Source organism: Streptomyces sp. NPDC005004 (genome assembly GCF_053600675.1).
This window is the reverse complement of sequence record NZ_JBSGAH010000011.1, coordinates 44,194-61,717: the sequence shown is the minus strand read 5'-3', so window position 1 is coordinate 61,717 and position 17,524 is coordinate 44,194. Positions and strand designations below refer to the sequence as shown.

Sequence of the window (17,524 nt, the reverse complement as noted above, 5' to 3'; positions counted from 1 at the left end):
CTCCCCCGGCACCGCTTCCCCCGCCGCACCCCCGGCGCGACCGCCGGTCCCGGCCCTCTCCGGCTGGTCCCCGGCCTTCTCCGGCTAGTCCCCGGTGGCCCCGGCCCCCGCCGCGGCCTCCTTGGCGGCCTTCGCCGCCTCCGCGATCTGCCGCTTGGCGGCGGTCGCGTACATGTCCACGTACTCCTGGCCCGAGAGCTTCATGATCTCGTACATGACCTCGTCGGTCAGCGCGCGCAGCACGAACCGGTCGTGGTCCATGCCCTGGTAGCGGCTGAAGTCGAGCGGCTTGCCTATCCGGATGCCGGGCCGCATCAGCTTCGGCATCACCTTGCCGGGCGGCTGGATCTTCTCGGTGTCGATCATCGCGACCGGGATGACCGGCGCGCCGGTGGCCAGCGCCACGCGTCCGAGGCCGCCGGGCTTGCCCCGGTAGAGCCGGCCGTCGGGCGAGCGGGTGCCCTCGGGGTAGATGCCGAACAGCTCGCCGCGCTTGAGCACGTCTATGCCGCTCTTGATCGCCGCCTCGCCCGCGCCGCGCGCGCCGGAGCGGTCCACGGGGAGCTGTCCGACGCCCTTGAAGAAGGCGGCGGTCAGCCGGCCCTTGACGCCCGGGGTGGTGAAGTACTCCGCCTTGGCGATGAAGGTGACCTTGCGGTTCAGCATCGTGGGGAGGAAGAACGAGTCCGAGAAGGACAGGTGATTGCTCGCCAGGATCGCGGGGCCCTCGTCCGGGATGTTCTCCAGACCCTCCACCCAGGGCCGGAAGGCGACCTTGAGCGGCCCTCCGATGGCGAGCTTCATCGTGCCGTACAACACCCGTGTTCCTCCTGAGTTCCGTCGAACAGACCTTAACCCGGTCCGCGGCCGATGGACCCGACGACCCTGGTCGGTGTCGGTACGGTCGCGTACGGTGAAGCACATCCGCCGGTTCCGCACGCCGCTTTCCCCGAACCGTCCCGCACGCACCGGAAAAATCCCCTTCGCCCTTCTTCGAACAGGAGCCCCAAGGTGCCGGTCCTTCCCGGAGCAGAGCCGTACCGTCACGAAGGCGGGGAGGTGGGTGTCCTCCTCTGTCACGGCTTCACCGGCTCGCCCCAGTCGCTGCGCCCGTGGGCGGAGCACCACGCCGCGCACGGCCTGACCGTCTCGCTGCCCCTGCTGCCCGGGCACGGCACCCGCTGGCAGGACATGGCGGCCACCAACTGGGAGGACTGGTACGCGACGGTCGACCGCGAGCTGCGGCTGCTCGCCGAGCGCTGCTCCCAGGTGTTCGTGGCCGGTCTTTCCATGGGTGGCGCGCTGTCCCTCGCGCTGGCCGCGCGGCACGGCGACCGGATCGCCGGGGTGGTCGTCGTCAACCCGGCGAACCGGGTGCACGGCCTGTCCGCGTACGCCCTTCCGGTGGCCCGGCACCTCGTGCCCTCCACGAAGGGCATCGCCAGCGACATCGCCAAGGCGGGCGCCGAGGAGCTGGGCTACGACCGGGTGCCGCTGCACGCCGCGCACTCGCTGCGGGAGTCCCTGCGCCGTCTGGACGGCGAGCTGCCGCGGGTCACCCAGCCGTTGCTGCTGCTGCGCAGCGCGCGGGACCATGTGGTTCCGGCGGCCGATTCCGCCCGGGTGCTGAGCCGGGTGTCCTCGACGGACGTAACGGAGATCGTGCTGGAACAGAGTTACCACGTGGCGACGTTGGACCACGACGCGGACCGGATCTTCGAGGAGAGCCTCGCATTTGTCGGCCGGCTCGCACCCCGTGCCGACGAGGAAGGGACGGCCCCAGTTGGCTGAGCACGACTCCGATCGCGAGGACCGCGAGGAGCGCGAGCCGGACGAGCCGGGTACGACGGACGTGCCCTTCGACGAGGACGCGGCCTGGAAGGCGATCGTCGCCGGGTACGGCGCGGAGCCGCCGGACCCGCCGGGTTCGCGGCCGTTCAGACCCGTCGAGGATCTGGCGCTGCCGGAGATGGACCCGGAGAAGCCCGCCGTGCCCCCCGGCGCGGACGGCGAGACGAAGAAGGACGCGGACCGGGGCGGCGACGGGGAGGAGCCGGGTGCGCCCCGGCCCGCCCGTCCGCTGGGCAGCTCGGTCTCGTTCGCGCCCGGCGTCGGACCGCGGACCGGGCCGCGCGACCACAGCGCGCCCGAGCCCTCCGACGACGACTTCGACGGGGACGACGAGGGCCACTTCGTACCGCCCGAGCCGCCACCGCTGCCGGTGGCGGACACCACCGCGAAGTTCGCCTGGCTCGGCGTGATCGGCGGCCCGGTGCTGCTCCTGCTGGCGGTGCTGCTCGGCTGGGAGATGACCTGGTGGCTGGCGACCTGCGGGATCGGCGGCTTCGTGGGCGGCTTCATCACGCTGGTGACGCGGATGCGCACGGACGACGAGGACGGCGGCGGCGACGACCCCGGGCGCGGGGCCGTCGTCTGACGCGCTCGCCCGCGGCGCGGGACTCGCTACGGCGCGGGACTCGCTACGGCGCGGGGATTCTGAGGGCGGCCAGGACCGGGAGGTGGTCCGAGGCCGCCCTCAGGTCCGCCTCGGTGACTCCCGGCAGGTCCACCGGCACCCCGCAGGCGAGCACCTCGATGCCCTTGGTGGCGAAGATCGCGTCGATGCGGCGCTCGGGCGCGGTCGCCGGGAAGGTGTACTCCGCTCCCTGCGGGGCGGCGGTCCGGCAGTCCTGGAGTCCGGCGGCCAGGCCGCGGAAGGTGTGGCCCTCGGGGTCCTCGTTGAGGTCGCCGCCCGCGATCGCGTGCTCGGTGCTCATCCCGGCGAGGCGGTCAAGGAGTGCGGCGCCCTGGTCCCGGCGCTCGTCCCGCTGGAGGCTGAGGTGGCAGCTCAGGACCCCGAGGCGGGCCCGTCCGAAGCGGACTTCGGCGGTGGCGAAACCACGCCGGTGCAGTCCGGGGGTCAGGGGCAGCAGGACGTCCTCGGTGCGGGCGACCGTGGCGCGCAGCGAGCAGAGGATCGCGGGGCCCGCGGCGGGGGCTCCGCCGGTGAGGTAGGTCAGGCCGGTGGCGTTCGCGAGACGGGCGAGCTTCTTGCGCCAGCGGAAGAAACGGGGGGCCTCTTGGAGGAGGACGAGGTCCGGGGCGCAGGCGGTGACGACTCCGGCGAGGGCGTCGGTGTCGTCCCTGAGCGAGCGGACGTTGTAGGTCAGGACCCGGATGACCGCCGAACCGTCGGGTTCGGTGCGGGAGTTGGGGAACGGGGTTGCCATGCGGTCAACCTACGCGGTTCCGGTGTCCGGGCGCCTCGTGGGTCAGGGGCGCGGGATCGTTCGCGACTGCCGGTCGTGCGCGGCTGGTCGCGCGGTTCCCCGCGCCCCTCGAAACAAGAACCAGTGGGCCTTACATCACCGGGTCGGGCTCTCGGGCCAGGTCGGCCGCGCCCACCATGCCCGCCTTGTTGCCGAGCTGGGCCGCGATGACGTCGGCCACCGGGCGCCAGTTGCCGCCGACCAGCCAGCGCTTGTAGGACTTGCGGATCGGGTCGAGGACCAGTTCGCCCTCGTCGGAGAGACCGCCACCCACGATGAACGCGGACGGGTCGAACAGCGAGGCCAGGTCGGCCAGGCCGGCGCCGGCCCAGCGGGCCAGCTCGCGGTAGGAGTCGACGGCCACCGGGTCGCCCTGACGGGCGGCCATGGAGATGTGCTTGCCCTCGATGCCGTCGGGGGTGCCGTCACCGAGGCCGAGCAGAGTCTCGGCGTTCTCGGGGGTGGCGTTGGCGCGCTGCTTGGCGTAGCGCACCAGGGCGCGCCCGGAGGCGTACTGCTCCCAGCAGCCCTGCGAGCCGCAGCCGCACAGCAGTCCGTCCGGGACCATCCGGATGTGGCCGAACTCGGCGGCCACGCCGAAGTGCCCCCGGCGCAGCTTGTTGCCGATGATGATGCCGCCGCCGAGGCCGGTGCCCAGCGTGATGCAGATGACGTTGCGGTGGCCCTTGCCCGCGCCGAACTTGTACTCGCCCCAGGCGGCCGCGTTGGCGTCGTTCTCCACGATCACGGGGAGGCCCACGCGGGCCTCGACCTCGTCCTTGAGCGGCTCCTGGCGCCAGTCGATGTTGGGCGCGAAGTACACGGTGGAGCGCTGGCGGTTCACGTAACCCGCCGCGCCGATGCCCACGCCGACGATGTCGTGCCCGGCACGCGCGCCCTCCACGGCCGAGGCGATGGCGTCCACGATCGCCCCGGGCGTGCTGGGGGTCGGCACCTTGAAGGTCGAGAGGATGTTGCCTTCCTCGTCGACCACGCCGGCCGCGATCTTGGTGCCGCCGATGTCGACGCCGATGGTGAGTCCCATGAATCCCTCAGTTCCGGTCGAGCCCCGCTATGGCCAACGGTACCCGAGCCCCTGTGGAGGGAGAGCTGTGGGAGCGCTTCAGTCCAGGTCGATGCGCTCTCCGGGACCTGTGCCCGCGGGGCCGGGACCGTCGCCGCCGCCGTCGCCGGGGGCGGACTCGGGGCCGGCCGTCCAGCGGCGCTCCTGGGAGGTGACGGCGGAGCGGTAGGCGGCGAGCAGTTCGGCGCCGGCGGCGGCGAGATGATCGAAGACGTCCGGATTGCGCTCGACCACCGGCTCGACGGCGGCCTTGGCCTGCTGGACGACCTGGCGCACCACCTGCTGGGCGGCGGGACCGGCCACGGCGCCGAGCAGCGGGGACTGGAGGCCGGACAGCTTGTCGGCCACGGTGTCCACGAGCCTGCGCAGTTCCTCGGCGGCGGAGCCGGGGGGCGGGCCCTGCTGGGCGCGGCGGCGCGCCTTCTCGGCGGCGAGGTCCTCGGCGGTGGCCGTGGCCCAGGCGTCGGCGTCGGCCGCCCGCTCCCCGGCGGGCGCCGCCTTGGGCTCCGGCTCCGGCTCGCGGGGGTCGGGGGCGGGGTGCTCTTCGCTCATGGCGGACTCCTGACTACGGTTCGCGTTGTCGACGTTACCCGAACGGGGTACCCCGTTCATCGTCCCGTCTCGTCCACCGGGCTCATCGTCCGGTCGTCGGCCACAGGGCGGGGTCGGGGGCGAACCGTACGTCCAGGACGCCGTCGCGCAGCGCGGCACCGGCGACGGTGCAGCGGCGCAGGGCGGACGGCAGCGGGACGATCCGGTGGAACTGCCCGGCGCTGACGACGAGTTCGTCCCCGCGCCGGATCAGGTCCAGGCTCTCGCGCACGGCTCCGGGCAGCGGGAGGCGCCACACCAGGACGCCGTCGTCGGCGAGGCGGTCCGTGACGGACCACTCGACCGGGGCGGGCGCGGGGGTGACGGGGGGTACGGCGAGCGCGGCGAGGTCGTCGGCGCCCTGGGGGTCGCGGCCGAGGTGGCGGACGGGGCGGACGGCGTGCTCCCCCTCCCACTCGTCCAGGGCCTTGCGCTGCTGGGCGAGGGGTCCGGCGAGCCAGGAGTCGGCGGGGGCGTCGGGCAGGACGCGGTTGGCGATCAGCGACTCGGGGCGCAGTCCGCGCAGGGCGAGCCCGAGGGTGGCGTCCCGTACGGCTTCGACCCCCGCGGGTCCGGGCTCGGCGACCAGTCGTACGGAGGTACCGGGGTCCGCGAGGACGGCCTCCACGGCGGCCAGTTCCAGGTCCCACCGCCCCGCCGTCTCGTACAGCCAGTCGGCGGGCATCGGCACCCCGGCGAGCCGCCCCAGCATCGGGCGCAGCGCGCGGGCCGCCTGCCGCTCGGGGGGCAGCAGCCTGCGCAGATACCGGCGCAGTTCCTCGGGCAGCGCGAGCAGGGCGAGCGCCTGGGGCAGCGGCGGGAGGTCGACGACGAGCAGTTCGTACCGCTCGGACAGCGCGGCGTCGCGCAGCGCCCGCAGCAGCGACAGCTCCTCCGCGCCGGGCAGCGGGGTCACCTCCTCGGCGTCCAGCCGCGCGGCCCCGAGCAGGTCGAGCACGTTCGCCGCGCGGCTCTGGAACGCGGTCAGGTCCTCCCGGAACCGCCCGGCCGCGTCCGGCCGCCACGCGGTGAGGTTCTCCGCCACCTCGCTCGGAACGGGCCCCGTCACACCCCCCAGCGCGATACCGAGGGTGTCCGCCCGATCGGCGCTGAGCACAAGCGTGCGAATGCCCTCGCGGGCGGCGTCGAGGGCGGTGGCGGCGGCGACACTGGTACGTCCGCTGCCGCCCGGGCCCGTCATGAGGATGGTGCGCATGGAGACGAACGCTAACCGACGCCTCCGGCCGTCCGCGGAGCGGCAGTTGAGGCCGGACGACATGTCGGACGTGCGTCGGGGCCCGGGGAACCGCCCCGCGGACTGGTGGAACCGCCGGGTGGGAGCCGGGGAAGGATCGCGGGCGGGGTCAGGACCCCGTCTCGACCCGCTTCTTCAGACCCGCCAGGGCGCGGTCGATGATGACCTTCTCCGCCTTGCGCTTGATCATGCCGAGCATGGGGATCTTGACGTCGACCGTGAGGCGGTAGGTGACCTCGGTGGCCGCCCCGGCGGGGGCCAGGACGTAGGTGCCGTCCAGGGAGCGGAGCATCTGGGACTTGACCAGGGTCCAGGAGACCTCGTGCTCGCCGGTCCAGGTGTAGGCGAGGGTCTGGTCGTCCTTGATGGCGCCGGCGTCCATGACGAGGCGGACCTGCTCGGCGCGGCCGCGCGGGTCGGCCGCGAGCACCTCCGCCTCCTTGACCTCGCCGGTCCAGTCGGGGTAGCGCGCGAAGTCGGCGATCACCGCCATGACGTCGGCCGGAGCCGCCTCGATCGTGATGCTCGAACTGGTGTGTTCCGCCATCGCCGTGGCTCCTCCAGATACGGACCGAGATGAGGTTCTCGCGCGCGGGCTGCGCACGTGTGTGCAGCGTGAAGGCTACCGCGCCGCCACCCCGCCGCTTTCATCCCACCCGCCGGAACACCGAAGCCGGCCCCGTCGGACGCTCCCGGACCGTCACTCCGGCACCTCGGCGCACGGAGCCGGCCCGGCAGGCGAACCGGCGCCGTCGCTCACCACTCCAGCGCCCACGGCCGCCCGCTCCCGGCGAAGTGCCCCACGTTCACGCACTCCGTCGACCCGATCCGCATCCGGCGCGAGAGCGGCTGGTGGACGTGGCCGAAGAGGGAGTAGCGGGGGCGGGTGCGGCGGATGGCGTCCAGCAGCGCCCGGCTGCCGCGCTCGAAGCGGCGGGCGACCGTGTCGTAGACCAGGTCGGGGACCTCGGGCGGGATGTGGGTGCACAGGACGTCCACTCCGGCCACCGCCTCGATCTTCGCCGCGTACTCCTCGTCGTCGATCTCGTACGGCGTCCGCATCGGCGTGCGCAGCCCACCGCCGACGAAGCCGAAGGTGCGGCCGGCGATCTCGACCACCTCGCCGTCGAGGACGGTCGTGCCCGCGCGGGCGTACTCCGGCCACAGCGGCGGCATGTCGACGTTGCCGTAGGTGGCGTACGTAGGAGTGGGGAAGGCGGCGAACAGCTCGGCGTACTGGCGGCGCACCGCCGACTCGACCGCTGTACGCCGGTCCGTGCCGAGCCCCGCCCACAGCTCGGACCCGAAGGCCCGCGCCTCCTCGAAGCGGCGGGCGGTGCGCAGCTCGACGATGCGGTCGGCGTTGGCCTCGCCGAAGAGGTCGGGGAAGATGCCGCGCGAATGGTCGGCGTAGTCGAGGAAGAGGACGAGGTCGCCGAGGCAGATGAGGGCGTCCGCGCCCTCTCCGGCGCGGGCCAGGTCCCGGGCGTTGCCGTGGACGTCGCTGACGACGTGGACGCGCGTCCGGGCCGTGCGGGCAGCCTTGCGGGCAGGTGGAGAAGCCATGGCGATCAAGGGTAGGCGTGTGCGATGTGCGTGAACAGTGCCGCCGCTGCCTGCGGTTACTCGCCCGTCGGCGGCCATGTCGACTAGTCTGCGCGAAGCAACGCCATCCTGTGTGACGCAGCGAACATCTCGCCCGGCCCCCCTGTCGTAGACGCCATACCGGCGGGTAACGTCCGGGCAGTCCAAGCCGTGCTCCGGATTCCCGCCAGGAGGGGCCCCGAGCACCGCCCGAGCCGTGGACCGCACCGTCGCATCACACAGTGTCGTGGCGCCGGCGCCCTATGAGGAGCAGCAGTCTTGCGCGAGTTCAGCCTTCCGGCCATGTACGAGGTCCCTTCGGACGGCAATCTGACGGACATCGTCCGGAGAAACGCCGCGCAGCACCCGGACGTCGCCGTGATCGCCCGCAAGTCCGCCGGTGTCTGGCAGGACGTGAGCGCCCGTCAGTTCCTCGCCGAGGTCCACACCGCCGCCAAGGGTCTGATCGCCGCCGGAGTGCAGCCGGGCGACCGCGTGGGCCTGATGTCCCGCACCCGCTACGAGTGGACCCTCCTGGACTTCGCGATCTGGAGCGCGGGCGCGGTCACCGTGCCGGTCTACGAGACCAGTTCCCCGGAGCAGGTGCGCTGGATCCTCTCCGACTCGGGCGCGACGGCCTGTGTGGTGGAGCTGGACACGCACGCGGCCGCCGTGGAGGCGGTGCGCGAGGGACTGCCCGCGCTCAAGCACGTGTGGCAGATCGAGGCGGACGGCGTCGCGGAGCTGGGGCGGCTCGGCGCGGACGTCTCCGACGAGACCGTGCACGAGCGCAGCTCGCTCGCCAAGGCCGACGACCCGGCCACCATCGTCTACACCAGCGGCACCACCGGGCGCCCGAAGGGCTGTGTGCTCACCCACCGCAGCTTCTTCGCCGAGTGCGGCAACATCGTGGAGCGGCTGCGCCCGCTGTTCCGCACCGGCGAGTGCTCGGTGCTGCTGTTCCTCCCGCTCGCCCACGTCTTCGGCCGGCTGGTGCAGGTCGCGCCGATGATGGCGCCGATCAAGCTGGGCTGCGTCCCGGACATCAAGAACCTCACCGACGAGCTGTCCGCGTTCCGCCCGACGCTGATCCTGGGCGTCCCGCGCGTGTTCGAGAAGGTCTACAACTCCGCGCGCGCCAAGGCGCAGGCGGACGGCAAGGGCGCGATCTTCGACAAGGCCGCGGACACCGCGATCGCCTACAGCAAGGCGCTGGACACCCCGGCGGGCCCCTCGCTGAAGCTGAGGCTCAAGCACAAGGTCTTCGACAAGCTGGTCTACGGCAAGCTGCGCGCGGTGCTCGGCGGCCGGGGCGAGTACGCGATCTCGGGTGGCGCCCCGCTGGGCGAGCGGCTCGGCCACTTCTTCCGCGGCATCGGCTTCACGGTCCTGGAGGGCTACGGCCTGACCGAGTCCTGCGCGGCGACGGCGTTCAACCCGTGGGACCGGCAGAAGATCGGCACGGTCGGCCAGCCGCTGCCCGGCTCGGTCGTGCGGATAGCGGACGACGGCGAGGTGCTGCTGCACGGCGAGCACCTGTTCAAGGAGTACTGGAACAACCCGGCGGCGACCGAGGAGGCGCTGGCCGACGGCTGGTTCCACACCGGTGACATCGGCACCCTGGACGAGGACGGCTACCTCCGGATCACCGGGCGCAAGAAGGAGATCATCGTCACGGCGGGCGGCAAGAACGTCGCCCCGGCGGTGATAGAGGACCGCATCCGGGCGCACGCGCTGGTCGCGGAGTGCATGGTGGTGGGCGACGGGCGGCCGTTCGTGGGCGCGCTGATCACCATCGACGACGAGTTCCTCGGCCGCTGGGCCGCCGAGCACGGCAAGCCCTCGGGCTCCACCGCGGCCTCCCTGCGCGACGACGCCGACCTGATCGCGGCGGTGCAGGCGGCGGTGGACGACGGCAACGCGGCCGTGTCCAAGGCCGAGTCGGTCCGCAAGTTCCGCATCCTGCCGATCCAGTTCACCGAGGAGTCCGGCCACCTCACCCCGTCGCTGAAGCTGAAGCGGAACGTGGCGGCCAAGGACTTCGCGGACGAGATCGAGGCGATCTACGCCAAGTAGACCGCCCCGCGGGCGCGGTCTACAGCAGTTCCCGCAGCCGCTCGGCCAGCAGGTCCCACCGCCACTTCTCCTCGACCCAGGCGCGTCCGCGCTCGCCCATCCGGCGGCGCAGCGCCTCGTCGGCGAGAAGGGCGGTGATCCGCTCGGCGGCCTCCGCCGGTTCCCCGCCCCGCACGACCCACCCGGTCTCGCCGTCGAGCACGGCGTCGGGCGCCCCGCCCGAGTCCCCGGCGACGACCGGCAGACCGGTGGCGGACGCCTCCAGGTAGACGATGCCGAGCCCCTCGACGTCCAGTCCCCCGCGCCGGGTGCGGCACGGCATGGCGAACACGTCTCCGGCGCCGTAGTGCGCGGGCAGCTCCGACCAGGGCACGGCGCCGGTGAAGCGCACGGCGCCCGAGACTCCCAGCTCCCGTGTCAGACGGCGCAGTTCACGCTCGTAGGGGCCACCGCCCACGATCAGCAGCACCGCGTCCGGCTCGGCGGCCAGGATGCGGGGCATCGCGCGGATCAGGGTGTCCTGGCCCTTCCTGGGCACCAGCCGCGAGACGCACACCACCACCGGCCGGTCCGTCAGCCCGAGCCGGGCCCGCACCTCGGCGCCGCCGGAACCGGGGTGGAAGGTCTTCTCGTCGACCCCCGGCGGCAACTGCACCATCCGCGCCGCCGCCTCGGGGCCGAGCGCCCCCGCGATCCGCGAGCGGGTGTACTCGCCGAGGTAGGTGATCGTGTCCGTGGTGTCCCCGATCCGGCGCAGCAGCCGCCGGGCGGCGGGCAGCTGGGCCCACCCCGCCTCGTGGCCGTGGGTGGTCGCCACCAGCCGCTCGGCACCGGCCTGGCGCAGCGCGGGTGCCATCAGCCCGAGCGGCGCCGCCGCCCCGAACCACACGGAGGTGCAGCCGTGCTCGCGCAGCAGCCCGACCGCCCGCCGGGTCGCCCCCGGGGTGGGCAGCAGCATGGTCGTACGGTCGCGTACGACGGTGAAGGGCTGCTCGGCGTCGAAGGCGGCCGTCGCCTCGGCACCCTCCCGGCCGCGCTTCCAGGTGGAGGCGTAGACGACAATGCGGTCGGGGTCCAGGCGCAGCGCCATGTTGTGCAGGAACGCCTGGATGCCGCCGGGGCGGGGCGGAAAGTCGTTGGTCACGATCAGGGTCTTGTGCATCGCCGCCGACCCTACCGGGCCGCCCGGACCCGTTCGCCCGGCCGGGTTCCGTCCGCGGCGGAGTCTGTGGCAGGGGTACAGCCGTAAAGGACATCATGAGTCTTCCGACGCGCCTCACGCGCGCCATGCGTACGGCCCGCAACCGACCGGCAGGGGATCACGTGGACACCAACGGCGCCCGGCGCTTCCCGGCGGCACCGGCGGCCCTGTGGGCGGCGACCCGCGCCGTGCTGCTGCTGTGCGTGTTCAAGGTGTACGTCTTCCCGGGCCCGGACGTGACCTCGGACGTGTCCGTGATCTACCGGGGCTGGTACGAGGTCCTGCGTCAAGGAACGTTTCCCCTGGACGACGTGACCTGGCAGTACCCGCCCGCCGCCGCGCTCGCGATCCTCTCCCCCGCGCTGCTGCCCTTCCTGGACTACCCGGCCGCCTTCTACGTCCTGGCCTGCGCCGCCGACCTCGTCGTGCTGGCCCTGCTGTGGCGCACGGGAGGGCGTTCCGGGCGCTCGCGGCGCGGTCTGTGGGCGTGGACCGCCGGTGTCCCGCTGCTCGGTCCCACGGTCTACGCCCGCTACGACCTGATGGTGACCGCCGTCGCCGTCGCCGCGCTCCTCGCTGCCGCCCGGCATCCCCGGGTCACGGGCGTGCTGACGGCGCTCGGCGCGATGGTGAAGGTGTGGCCCGCGCTGCTCCTCGTGGGCTCCTTCCGGCGCCGTACCTGGGGCGCGGCGGCGGTCACCGCGGCCGGGCTCGCGGCGCTGTTCGCGGTGTCGATGCCGGGCGCGTTCGCGTTCCTGACCTTCCAGCGGGACCGGGGCACCGAGGTGGAGTCGCTGGGCGCGCTGGTCTTCCACGTGGCCCGGCACTTCGGCTGGGAGGGCCAGGTGCTGCTGAACTACGGCTCGATCGAGTTCCTGGGCCCGTACGTGGACGTGGTGAGCACGGGCGCGCTGGTGCTGACCGGGGCCGCGTTCGGCTGGCTGGTGATCTGGCGGCTGCGGGTGACCCGCAGGAACCCCGCGACGCTCGCGGAGGCCGCGTTCACGGCGGTGCTGCTGTTCACCGTCACCAGCCGGGTGATCAGCCCGCAGTACCTGGTCTGGCTGATCGGCCTGGCCGCCGTCTGCCTGACGTACCGTTCCTCCCGCATGGGCCTCCCGGCCGTGCTGGTGCTCACGGCCTCCCTGGTGACGGTCCTGGAGTTCCCGCTCGGCTTCATCCACGTGGTGACCAGCGACTGGTACGGCGTCACGCTGATGTTCGTGCGCAACGGGCTGCTGGTCGCCGCCACCTTCTCGGCGGGCCGCCGCCTGTGGCGCTCCACGGTGCCTCCGGCGACCGCGGCGCGGGTCACGCCGCGGTCCGCCCCGGCCGACGAGGCGCCGGTCGGCTCCTGACGCGGTCCCGCGGCGGGCTCAGGTGAGCTGGTCGCGGGTGTAGCGGCGCCACTGGGCGGTGAACTCGGCCGGGGTGGTGCCGAGCACGCTCCTGAGCGCCTCCTCGACCGCGCCCGCGCGCCGTTTGTGGGCGCCGACGGCGCGGTAGAAGGCGCGCAGCCGGGGCTCGCCCCAGCGGTCGGCGACCATCCGGCAGGCCAGCCAGCCCGCCTCGTAGGACTGCGCGAGCCGGGTGGGGTCGCTGGTGAAGCCGAAGGACCGGTCGGCGGGGAGTGCGTCCGGGGCGTGCCCCTGGCGCACGGCGCGGGCGAGTTCGGGGGCGATCTCGTCGGGTGTGCGGCCGGTGCCGAGGTAGCCGGTCCAGTCGGCGCAGCCCTCGGAGAGCCACAGCGGGGTGGCCGCGGTGGTGGCGGCGCGGGTGGCGACGTGGGTGGTCTCGTGGGTGAGCACGACCTGCTTGCCGAGGTCGCCGAGCGCGCCGTACGCCTCCGGGTTGACGATCACCCGGTCCGCCGGGGTGTCCTTGGCGCTGCCGGTCTCCGCGGTGGTGACGGCGGCGATCCCCCGGTACTCGGCGGCGGGCGAGCCGAGCAGCGCCGCCATGCCGTTCAGCGTGGGCGGTACGACCACCACGACCCGCCGCGCCCAGCCGGTGCCCCAGGCCCGGGCGGCGGCGGGTACGGCACGGTCGGCGAGCCGGGCGTACCCGCGCAGCTCGGCGGCGGACCGGCCGGTGCCGAGCACCAGGCTGTGGGTGCCCCTGACGGCGGTGACGGTGCCCTCGTCCCAGAGCTGGCGTCCGGCGGAGCGGGCGGGGGCGTCGGCGGTGACGTACCAGCCGCCGGAGGCGGTGCGGCCGAGGGTGAGGGTGCGGCGGGCGAGGGCGGGGGCGGTGTCGTAGCCCGCGATGCGGTAGCGCAGTTCGGCGTCGGCGGCGGCTGTCGTGCCGGTGCGGTGGACGGCGGTGACCCGGTAGGTCCAGGAGGCGAGCGGGAGGGCGCGCAGCCGGGGGTAGGCGGCGCGGCTGCCGGTCGCGGCGTACGCCTGCTCGTCGTGGCCGAGCAGGGCGGTGGCGCGGCGGTCCAGGAGGCGCTGCACCTGGTCCTTGGCCGTGTCGCCGGGGGCGGGCGCGCCGCAGCCGGCGAGCGACAGACAGAGCGCCGCCGCCATGACGCTCCACACCCGTGCCCGGCCGGCCATCGTCCGATCGTAGAGGGTGGGGAGCACCGGTGGCTCAGGGCCTGGTGACCCAGGAGACGGGCATCATGCCGACCGGGTCGAAGCGCACGGCGGCGCCGGGGTGCGGGGCGTGGACGACCTGGCCGTGGCCGACGTACATCGCGACATGGCTGGCGTCGGCGCGGTAGAAGACCAGGTCGCCGGGGCGGGCCTCGCCGAGGGAGACGCGGCGGCCCGCGAAGCGCTGTTCCTGGGAGGTGCGCGGGAGCTGGATGCCCGCGTGGGCGTAGGCCCACTGCATGAGGCCCGAGCAGTCGAAGGAGGAGGGGCCGCTGGCGCCCCACACGTACGGGCGGCCGAGGGCGGAGCGGGCGGCGGCGAGCGCTGCGGCGGCTCGGGCGTCGGGGGCGCCCTGACCGAGGAGGGCGTCCAGACCGGGGCGGCCGGAACGGCCCGCGCGGTCGTAGGCGGCGCGCTCGGCGGCGGGCAGGGAGTCGAACAGACGCCGGGCGGCGGCGAGTTTGGCGCGCACGTTCCGCTTGTGCCGGGCGACGGCCGCGCGGCCGCGCTCCAGGTCGGCCAGTTTCCCGGCGGCCTCGGCGCGCTCCTGGGCGACCTCGCGCAGGCTGGTGCGCAGCTCGCGGAGCTGTCCGGCCTGCCGGGTGCCGAGGCGGTCGAGGACGGACGCCTGGTCGAGGTAGTGCTCGGGCCGGGCGGAGAAGAACAGCGCGACGGACGGATCGAGGCCGCCGGAGCGGTACTCCGCCCCGGCGAGCGAACCGAGTTCCTCCCGCAGGTCGTTGACCTTCTGCTGGCCGCGCGCGAGGCGGTCCTGGGCTCGGTGGACCTCGCGGCGCAGGTCGTCGGCGCGCTCGTCGGCCCGGTCGTAGTCCTCGGTGGCCCGCTCCGCCTCGGCGTAGAGCCGGTCCAGTTCGGCCCGGGCGCTCGGATGCGGGGTCGCGTGGGCCGGTACGGCGCCGAGCGCGGCGGCCGCGGCCGACAGCACGCACAGGGCGGCGGTGCCCCGGTCGCATCCGGTGGTGGCGAGGCGGCGATGGGCCCCCACGGCAGTCCTTCCGCTGGCGGACATGACCGTTTCCCCGGCACCGGGGACGGGGAGACCCGCGACGCCGGGGAAACGCGCCAGACCATAACCGCAGGACCGGGCGGCGGCCAAAGACCCCGGTGGACACGTACGGTGACGCCCCGCCACCGACGCAGGTCAGGGGCGGGGCGTGCGGTGAGCGGGCGGCGGGGTGATTCGCCCGTTCGGAGGGCTCGTCAGACGCGGACGCCGAACATGAACGGGCCGCCGATGGTGCTCATCGACTCGTAGCGGACGACCGTGCCGGTGCGCGGGGCGTGCAGGATCTGGCCGTTGCCCGCGTAGAGGCCGACGTGGTGGATGTCGTTGAAGAAGAACACCAGGTCGCCGACCTGGAGGTCGTTCACCGAGGTGATGCGGGTGCCGATGTTGGCCTGCTGCTCGGAGGTGCGCGGGATGGTCACGCCGGCCTGGGCGTAGGCCCAGGAGGTGAGGCCCGAGCAGTCGAAGGAGGAGGGGCCGGTGGCGCCGTAGACGTACGGCTTGCCGATCTGGCTCTGCGCGGCGGCGAAGGCGGCGCCCGCGTAGCCGGAGCCCTTGGCGTTGCCGCCCAGCTCGACGCGCTCGGTGGAGGAGCGGTCGGCGCGCGCCTGCTGGTCGGCGAGCTCCTGCTTCTCCTTGGCGGTCAGGGTGTTGAGCAGCTTCTGCGCCTCGGCGAGCTTGCCCTGGACTTCCTGCTTCTTCTTGCCGAGCTCGGTGCGGGTGGAGGCGAGGTCCTTGAGCTTCTCGGTGGCCTCGGCGCGCTCCTGGGCGAGTTCGCGCTGCTTGTCCTGGATCTTCTTCAGACCCTCGACCTGCTGGGCGCTCAACTGGTCCATCGTGGACGCCTTGTCGAGGTAGTCGTCCGGGTCGGAGGAGAGGAAGAGCTGGACGGAGGGGTCGAGGCCGCCCGAGCGGTACTGGGCGGTGGCCATCGAACCCAGGCCGTCGCGCAGCTTGTTGAGGTCCTGCTGACCGCGCGCGACGTTGTCCTGGATGGTGGAGATCTCCTTCTGGAGCTTCTCCTGCTTCTCCTTGGCACCGTTGTACTTCTCGGTGGCCTGCTCGGCCTGCTCGTAGAGCTTGTCGACCTTCGCCTTGACCTCGCTCTTGCCGAGCTTCTCGGTCGGGGCCGCGTTGGCGGCGTTCGCGCTCAGCGCGACAGCGGCGGCGGCCGCTGCGGTCAGCACGGTCACACGCGTGCGGTTCGGCTGCTTGGGTCGACGGTGGGACGCCACGGAGTTGGAACTCCTTCTTGTGAGTGATCACCCGCTAGGAGGTTCGAGCCCTGACCCTAGTGACCCAGTTGTGATCAGTTCAAATCCTCACAGCAAAAAATCCAAACCCACCATGCATTTTTTGCACTCAACTCACAAGATGTGACGCAGGATTGACCCAACGTTGCTCAACAATGCTCTCAATTCGGGCAATGCGTAGGTCCATTGCCTTTAAGGCGCCCTTCAGGACAGCCGCTTGAGAAGTACCGCAGAGGCCACGGGGCGGGCGCCGGAGCGCGCGACTCCGTCGGCGACCTCGCGGTCCGTGGAGGCGACGATCACCGGGCGGCCCGGCGGCTCGGCCCGCACGAGCTGGCGGATCAGCTCGTCGGCGGTGACGCCCGGCTTGGAGAACAGCACCCGGACCCCGCGCGGCGGCGCGAGCAGCACCGGTGCCACCAGTTCGGCGCCGTCGAAGACACAGGTGACCTCGGCGCCGGTCTGCGCGGCGAGCGCGGAGAGCTGGCCGAGGAGTCTGAGCCGCTGCTTCTCCAGGGGCATCTGGGGATAGCCGGTCTTGGTGACGTTGTAGCCGTCGACCACCAGATGCGCCTGCGGCAGCGCCAGCAACTGGTCGAGGATCGCGGGGTCGTGCTCCGACAGGGCGCGGGCCGCGATGTCCTTCGGGGTCATCCGGCCCGGCTCCACCGCGTCCACGGTCTCGGCCGGGCGCACGGACACCGGCGGCAGCGCCAGTTCCCGGCGCAGCCCCTGGGCCGACTCCAGCAGGGTGTCGAGCAACAGCCGCACCCGCATGTCCTCGACGCTGCGACCCTCGCGGACGGCCCGGCGGGTGGCCTCCAGGGCCGCCTCCGCCTCGCCGAGGCGGGCCTTCAGGCGCCGGGACTCGCTCTCGGCCGCGGACACCTGGGTCTGCGCCTCGGCGCGCGCGACGTCCGTCTCGGCCCGCGCCTTGCGCAGCGCGGCCTCCCCGCGCTTGACGTCACTGAGCGCCGAACGCAGCTTGCGGTGCAGCGACTCGGTCTCCTTGCGGGCCGAGTCCAGCTCGGTGCGCAGCCGTTCGGTCTCGGCGCGGGTGTGTTCGCGGGCGTGCGCCAACTCCTCGCGCAGCCGCTCCAGTTCGGCCCGGCTCTCCTCGTCGGCCCGCTCCGCGTCCGCGCGCTGGGCCTCCTCACCGGCCGCCGTGACCAGCTTGACCCAGCCCGTGGGGCGCAGCACATAGGCCGCGGCCGCCACGTCGAGCGGGTCCGCGGCCGGAGGCGGCGAGCCGGAGTCCAGGGCGCCGGACAGCTCCGGCTGCGCCTCTCTGTACCGCTCCCCGATCCGCTGCCGGAACACCCGGTCCGTCTCCAGGGCGGCGGCCATCGCGTTGCCGGCGAACTTGGCGCGGCGGTTGGGGGCGAAGCGGGCGTACTGCCGTAGCTGAGCGGGCAGTTCGGCCACGGTCAGCGAGCCGAAGGCGTCCGAGACGATCTGGACGACCCGTCGGCGCACGCCGTCGGGCAGCGGACGGTCAAGCACCTCGGCGGTGCCGTCGTCCGGCCCCCCGCCCCCGGTCTCCACCATCCGTCACACCCCAATGCCTCTGCTGTCTTCGCGGCCCGC

Annotated in this window: 16 protein-coding genes; 4 read left to right on the top strand and 12 right to left on the bottom strand. The window is 73.3% G+C overall.

Annotated elements, in window-relative coordinates:
• Positions 1-84: 84 nt before the first annotated feature.
• Positions 85-819: a lysophospholipid acyltransferase family protein gene (locus ACWEEU_RS17540; RefSeq protein ID WP_385743996.1), complete on the bottom strand. Its 735-nt coding sequence runs from the start codon at positions 817-819 to the stop codon at positions 85-87.
• Positions 820-1,011: 192 nt separating this feature from the next.
• On the opposite strand from ACWEEU_RS17540, the gene ACWEEU_RS17535 reads away from it, so the two are divergent.
• Together ACWEEU_RS17535 and ACWEEU_RS17530 are read left to right on the top strand one after the other, a co-directional pair.
• Positions 1,012-1,791: an alpha/beta hydrolase gene (locus ACWEEU_RS17535; RefSeq protein ID WP_385743994.1), complete on the top strand. Its 780-nt coding sequence runs from the start codon at positions 1,012-1,014 to the stop codon at positions 1,789-1,791.
• On the top strand, positions 1,784-2,437 hold the full coding sequence (locus ACWEEU_RS17530; protein WP_451733249.1) for a hypothetical protein: 654 nt from the start codon (positions 1,784-1,786) through the stop codon (positions 2,435-2,437). The genes ACWEEU_RS17535 and ACWEEU_RS17530 overlap by 8 nt, the downstream gene beginning before the upstream one ends.
• Before the next feature lie 43 nt (positions 2,438-2,480).
• On the opposite strand, the gene ACWEEU_RS17525 is transcribed toward ACWEEU_RS17530, so the two are convergent.
• The 6 genes from ACWEEU_RS17525 to ACWEEU_RS17500 form a co-directional block, all read right to left on the bottom strand.
• Entirely contained in the window at positions 2,481-3,230 is a 750-nt protein-coding gene (locus ACWEEU_RS17525; protein WP_451733246.1) for an endonuclease/exonuclease/phosphatase family protein, read from the bottom strand.
• Positions 3,231-3,360: 130 nt separating this feature from the next.
• Positions 3,361-4,314, bottom strand: coding sequence for an ROK family glucokinase (locus ACWEEU_RS17520; protein ID WP_451733243.1), 954 nt, complete (start codon positions 4,312-4,314; stop codon positions 3,361-3,363).
• A 78-nt stretch (positions 4,315-4,392) separates the two neighbouring features.
• Positions 4,393-4,905, bottom strand: a complete 513-nt coding sequence (locus ACWEEU_RS17515) for a DUF5304 family protein (protein ID WP_451733240.1) — start codon at positions 4,903-4,905, stop codon at positions 4,393-4,395.
• Positions 4,906-4,987: 82 nt separating this feature from the next.
• A complete protein-coding gene (locus tag ACWEEU_RS17510; protein WP_451733237.1) occupies positions 4,988-6,160 on the bottom strand; it encodes an ArsA family ATPase in 1,173 nt (390 codons plus the stop codon).
• Positions 6,161-6,308: 148 nt separating this feature from the next.
• Positions 6,309-6,746: an SRPBCC family protein gene (locus tag ACWEEU_RS17505; RefSeq protein ID WP_018545556.1), complete on the bottom strand. Its 438-nt coding sequence runs from the start codon at positions 6,744-6,746 to the stop codon at positions 6,309-6,311.
• A gap of 209 nt (positions 6,747-6,955) precedes the next feature.
• Entirely contained in the window at positions 6,956-7,765 is an 810-nt protein-coding gene (locus ACWEEU_RS17500) for a metallophosphoesterase family protein (protein WP_451733234.1), read from the bottom strand.
• 297 nt (positions 7,766-8,062) lie between these two features.
• On the opposite strand from ACWEEU_RS17500, the gene ACWEEU_RS17495 reads away from it, so the two are divergent.
• The gene (locus tag ACWEEU_RS17495) at positions 8,063-9,859 is read left to right on the top strand and encodes an AMP-dependent synthetase/ligase (protein ID WP_451733231.1); all 1,797 of its coding nucleotides are present in this window, start codon (positions 8,063-8,065) and stop codon (positions 9,857-9,859) included.
• Positions 9,860-9,878: 19 nt separating this feature from the next.
• Here the strand turns inward: ACWEEU_RS17495 and ACWEEU_RS17490 are convergent, their stop codons facing one another.
• Complete coding sequence (locus ACWEEU_RS17490) at positions 9,879-11,021, bottom strand: glycosyltransferase family 4 protein (RefSeq protein ID WP_451733228.1); 1,143 nt, start codon at positions 11,019-11,021, stop codon at positions 9,879-9,881.
• Between the two features lie 161 nt (positions 11,022-11,182).
• Between ACWEEU_RS17490 and ACWEEU_RS17485 the strand changes: the two genes are divergently transcribed.
• On the top strand, positions 11,183-12,418 hold the full coding sequence (locus ACWEEU_RS17485) for a glycosyltransferase 87 family protein (protein ID WP_451733517.1): 1,236 nt from the start codon (positions 11,183-11,185) through the stop codon (positions 12,416-12,418).
• An 18-nt stretch (positions 12,419-12,436) separates the two neighbouring features.
• Here the strand turns inward: ACWEEU_RS17485 and ACWEEU_RS17480 are convergent, their stop codons facing one another.
• The 4 genes from ACWEEU_RS17480 to ACWEEU_RS17465 all read right to left on the bottom strand — a co-directional run bounded on the left by ACWEEU_RS17480 (position 12,437) and on the right by ACWEEU_RS17465 (position 17,485).
• Positions 12,437-13,618 (bottom strand): hypothetical protein, encoded by a 1,182-nt coding sequence (locus tag ACWEEU_RS17480; protein WP_451733225.1) that lies wholly within the window; start codon positions 13,616-13,618, stop codon positions 12,437-12,439.
• A 34-nt stretch (positions 13,619-13,652) separates the two neighbouring features.
• A complete protein-coding gene (locus tag ACWEEU_RS17475) occupies positions 13,653-14,663 on the bottom strand; it encodes a C40 family peptidase (RefSeq protein WP_385744032.1) in 1,011 nt (336 codons plus the stop codon).
• A gap of 215 nt (positions 14,664-14,878) precedes the next feature.
• Positions 14,879-15,919, bottom strand: coding sequence for a C40 family peptidase (locus tag ACWEEU_RS17470; RefSeq protein ID WP_385743974.1), 1,041 nt, complete (start codon positions 15,917-15,919; stop codon positions 14,879-14,881).
• Between the two features lie 222 nt (positions 15,920-16,141).
• Positions 16,142-17,485, bottom strand: coding sequence for an NYN domain-containing protein (locus ACWEEU_RS17465; protein ID WP_385743972.1), 1,344 nt, complete (start codon positions 17,483-17,485; stop codon positions 16,142-16,144).
• Between the last annotated feature and the right edge of the window lie 39 nt (positions 17,486-17,524).